A 324-nucleotide genomic window follows, 5' to 3' on the forward strand; every position below is an offset into this window, starting at 1 on the left:
GGCTCTATAATATTTGTAGTGGGTAAATCCCCTATAGATATTATGGAGCCTATTTTGTTGTAGAAAAAAAGTCCCATAAGATCTATAATGAAAAGTGACCAAACAACTCATTAGAAAGATTCATATGGAACAATTACATTTTATCACAAAACTGCTCGATATCAAAGACCCTAATATCCAAATTATGGATGTTGTTAATAGATATACCCACAAGGAAATCATCGCCAAACTGGATTATGTGGCCCCATCTTGTCCTGAATGTGGAAGTCAAATGAAGAAATATGACTTCCAAAAACCGTCTAAGATTCCTTACCTTGAAACAAC

The 324-nt window shown here is 34.3% G+C and carries 1 pseudogene; it reads left to right on the forward strand.

Annotation, left to right across the window (positions count from 1 at the left end):
• Positions 1 to 124: 124 nt before the first annotated feature.
• Positions 125 to 324: pseudogene (locus N8M09_RS10960) on the forward strand (ISL3 family transposase); the annotation flags it as partial.

It is taken from the genome of Streptococcus mitis (genome assembly GCF_946190375.1).
GTDB lineage: Bacteria > Bacillota > Bacilli > Lactobacillales > Streptococcaceae > Streptococcus > Streptococcus mitis_CJ.